Source organism: Kitasatospora sp. NPDC059146, from assembly GCF_042786665.1.
In the GTDB taxonomy this organism is placed as follows: Bacteria; Actinomycetota; Actinomycetes; order Streptomycetales; family Streptomycetaceae; genus Kitasatospora.
The window spans coordinates 1-3,374 of sequence record NZ_JBHZCY010000251.1 but is presented as its reverse complement, the minus strand read 5'-3'; the positions used below and the strand labels follow the sequence as shown (position 1 = coordinate 3,374).

General features: G+C 73.8%; 4 protein-coding genes. 3 read left to right on the top strand and 1 reads right to left on the bottom strand.

Features of this window, described 5'->3' with window-relative positions; translation table 11 throughout:
• The first annotated feature begins 105 nt into the window (after positions 1–105).
• The 3 genes from ACFXPX_RS43620 (at position 106) to ACFXPX_RS43610 (ending at position 2,315) form a co-directional block, all read left to right on the top strand.
• Positions 106–432 carry a hypothetical protein gene (locus tag ACFXPX_RS43620; protein WP_375889852.1) on the top strand — a complete coding sequence of 109 codons (327 nt, stop codon included), beginning with the start codon at positions 106–108 and terminating at the stop codon, positions 430–432.
• Between the two features lie 186 nt (positions 433–618).
• On the top strand, positions 619–1,761 hold the full coding sequence (locus ACFXPX_RS43615; protein ID WP_380645096.1) for a serine hydrolase domain-containing protein: 1,143 nt from the start codon (positions 619–621) through the stop codon (positions 1,759–1,761).
• Complete coding sequence (locus ACFXPX_RS43610) at positions 1,758–2,315, top strand: hypothetical protein (protein ID WP_375889856.1); 558 nt, start codon at positions 1,758–1,760, stop codon at positions 2,313–2,315. The genes ACFXPX_RS43615 and ACFXPX_RS43610 overlap by 4 nt, the downstream gene beginning before the upstream one ends.
• 90 nt (positions 2,316–2,405) lie before the next feature.
• On the opposite strand, the gene ACFXPX_RS43605 is transcribed toward ACFXPX_RS43610, so the two are convergent.
• On the bottom strand, positions 2,406–3,374 hold a 969-nt coding region (locus ACFXPX_RS43605), incomplete at its 5' end, for an alpha/beta fold hydrolase (protein WP_380645094.1).

The following is a 3,374-nucleotide window of genomic DNA, read 5'->3' as shown; positions in this document are numbered from 1 at the left end:
CCGACCCGCAGCCCTACATCTGGACCAAGACCGCCGACGAGATCCTCGAACGCCTCGCCGGATATCTGAAGCGAATTCCAGACTCAGGACACTAGAGTCCCCGGCATGTCCCGCCTCAAGATCGAGATATCCGTCCCGGAGAGCCACGTCGAGCAGGTCGTCGACGCCCTCCACGCCGCCGGCGCCGGCCGGATCGGCGAGTACTCCCGCTGCGCCAGCGTCTGGCGGGTCACCGGCACCTGGCTGCCCTCCGCCGCCGCCCGGCCCCACCTGGGCACGGCCGGCGAGGTGGAACGGGCCGAGGAGTGCCGGGTGGAGTCCTCCTGCGAGCGGGAGCAGGCCGCCGCCGTGCTGGCGGCCGTGCGCGCCGCCCACCCGTACGAGGAGCCGGTGGTCAACTTCCTGCCGCTGTACGACCCCGCCGCGGACTGAGCCGAACGGCCCGCCGCCGGCCCGCCCACGGCCCGCTGACCACCCGCCGAACGGCCCTCGGGCGGCCCGCCCGCCCCATCCGCCCCACCCTCCCCGACCCGGGGAAATCCCCTCGTCCCGACCGTCCTGACGCCGTACCGTGGTCCGGTCAACGATCTTGGAGCACGCGGAACGGGGCGGTACACCATGCAGGACTACCAGGGCTGGGTCGACGAGCGCTTCGGCGCCGTCGCCGACGCCTTCGCGGGCAACTTCGCGGACTTCCCCGAACTCGGCTCCGCCGTCACGGTCTTCGTCGGCGGCCGCAAGGTGGTCGAGCTGTGGGGCGGCACCGCCGACCAGCGGACCGGCCGGGCCTGGACGCAGGACACCGTCGTCCCGGTGTTCTCCTGCGCCAAGGGCGCGGTGAGCATCAGCGCCCTGCTGCTCGCCCAGCAGGGCCGCCTCGACCTGGACGCCCCGGTCGCCCGCTATTGGCCCGAGTTCGCGCGCCACGGCAAGCAGGACGTCGCCGTCCGGACGATCCTCGGCCACCGGGCGGGCATCCCGGCCCTGGACGCGGTGCTCCCGTTCGAGGAGGTCGCCGCCTGGGATCCGGTGATCCGCGCGATCGAGGCCCAGCAGCCGCTCTGGGAGCCGGGCACCACCTACGAGTACCACGGCCACGTGTTCGGCTTCGCCGTCGGCGAGGTGATCCGCCGGATCACCGGCCTGACCCCGGGCGCGTTCCTGCGCGAGGAGATCGCCGGGCCGCTCGGCCTGCCGCTGTGGATCGGCCTGCCGGAGAGCGAACTCCCGCGCCTGGCCCGGCTGGTGGAGGCCGAGGGCCGCCGCCCGATGCCCGGCCCCGAGCACCTGCTCACCCGGATCGTCACCATGAACGGCGCCCTGGTCTTCCCCGGTCTGGACGTGCCGCACGGCTGGAACGACCCGGCCCTGCACGCGATCGAGCTGCCCGGCGCGGGCGCGGTCGCCTCCGCCACCGGACTGGCCGGCCTGTACGCGGCCGCGGCCACCGGCCTGGACGGCGGCCCCCGACTGCTCTCCGCCGACACCGTGACCGACGCGGTGCGCGAAGTCTCCTCCGGCCAGGGCTTCCTGGGCTTCGACATGGGCGCCCGCTGGGGCTCCGGCCTGCTGCTGGACTCCGCCGGGTTCCGCCCGCTGCTCGGCGCGCGCAGCTTCGGCAACGACGGCGCCGGCGGCCAGTTCGCCTTCGGTGACGACGAGTTCGGCGTCGGCTTCGGCTACGTCGCGAACCGGATGATCGGCCACGGCGACGCCCGCGCCAACCGGCTGATCGAGGCGGTGCGCGGGTGCCTGGGGTGACGGACTTCCTCGACCGGCTCACCCGGTTCTTCGCCACCGGCGCCCTCGGTGAACTGCGCTACGGCGCCCGGCTGTCCGAGCTCTCCGCCCGCTACGGCGCCCCGTGGGACGGCGGCCGGATCCACCGCGAGGGCCGCTGGCCACACGCCTTCGGCTTCGGCGACGCGCTCACGGTGTTCTGCCACTGCCGGCAGCTCCGTTCGGTGTCCCTGGCGACCTGGCAGGGCGAACTCGAACTCCCCGTGGACGGCGGCGGGACGCGGACCTACCGGACCGCCGTCGTCGAGTCCGAGCTGACCGCCGCACTCACCGCGGCGGGCTGCACCTGGCGGACGGTGGAGTACGAGAACCTGCCCGACCAGCGGACCCTGGAGTTCTCGCCCGTCGAGGACGTCTGGGTGGCCCTGATCCTCACCGACCGCGAGAACCGGGAGGACCCGCCGCTCGCGGACTGGATGCTGTACAAGGTGATGATGTGGGGCTGGGACCACGTCGACTGCCCGGGGCCCGACCCGTCCCTCCCGGACGACGGCTGGGACTCCTCCGAACTCTGAGGCGGCGCCGGGCCGTTCCGTCCCCTGTGCGGAACGGCCCGCCGCCTTCCGGCTCCTTGAGCAGGAACCACCTCCTTGAGCGGGAACCGGCTACTTGAGCAGGAAGTCGTAGACCGCCTGCCGCCCCGCCGGGTTGGCCGCCCGGGTCTGCACCGAGTGCGCCGCCCCCGGGACGATCACGACCTGCGGGTCGTGCGTCAGCTTCGCCTGCTGGTACAGCCACTCGTACGGGGTGGAGAGGTCCCGGTCCCCGCCGAGCAGCAGCACCGGCACGTTCGGCAGCTTGCGGTGTGCCGGCGGCAGCGGCGGCACCTGCTCGCGCGGCCAGTCCAGGCAGACCAGCAGGCTGCCGAGGCCGGTCGCGGTCGCCGGGTCGTACGGCCAGGTCTGCTCGGCCGTCAGGTTCTTCCGGGTCCGCTCCAGCGCGGCCGCCCGGCCCGCCACGGGGGTGTCCGAGGAGCCCCACGGGTAGCGCCCGTCGGCGCACAGGGTGGCGGCGTGCAGGCCCTGGCTGAGCAGTTCGGCCGGGGCGGCGTCGTTCTTGTGGACGTCGTCGATGAAGGACTGGAGCTTCTGCGGGTTGCCGCCGGCCGCTTCGTGCAGGGCTTCCGGCACCCCGCCGTAGTTGGGGTCCGCGAACTCGTAGCTGGTGAGCGCGTCCAGGATCTGCGCGCCGTTGCCGTACTTCTGCACGGTGGTGGCGAGGTCGGCGGCCGGGTCGGTGGTGCAGCCGGTGGCCTGGCAGGCGGTGCGCAGCACCCGGGCGGTGGCGGGCAGCGCGATCAGGTCCATCGGGTCGTAGCCGCCCTGCGGCACGACCGAGTCGAGCACCAGCCGGTCGACGTGCGCCGGGTGGGCGAGGGCGTAGCGCTCGGCGACGAAGGTGCCGTAGGAGACGCCGTCCAGGGTGATCCGCCGGTCGCCGAGGGCCTGGCGCAGCAGGTCGATGTCGGCGACGGTGTCCGCGCTGCTGTAGTAGCGGGCGTTCGGGCCGAGGGCGGTGGCGCAGTCGGCGATGGACTGCTTGCGGGGTACGGCGAGGTCGGAGGAGCCCATGTC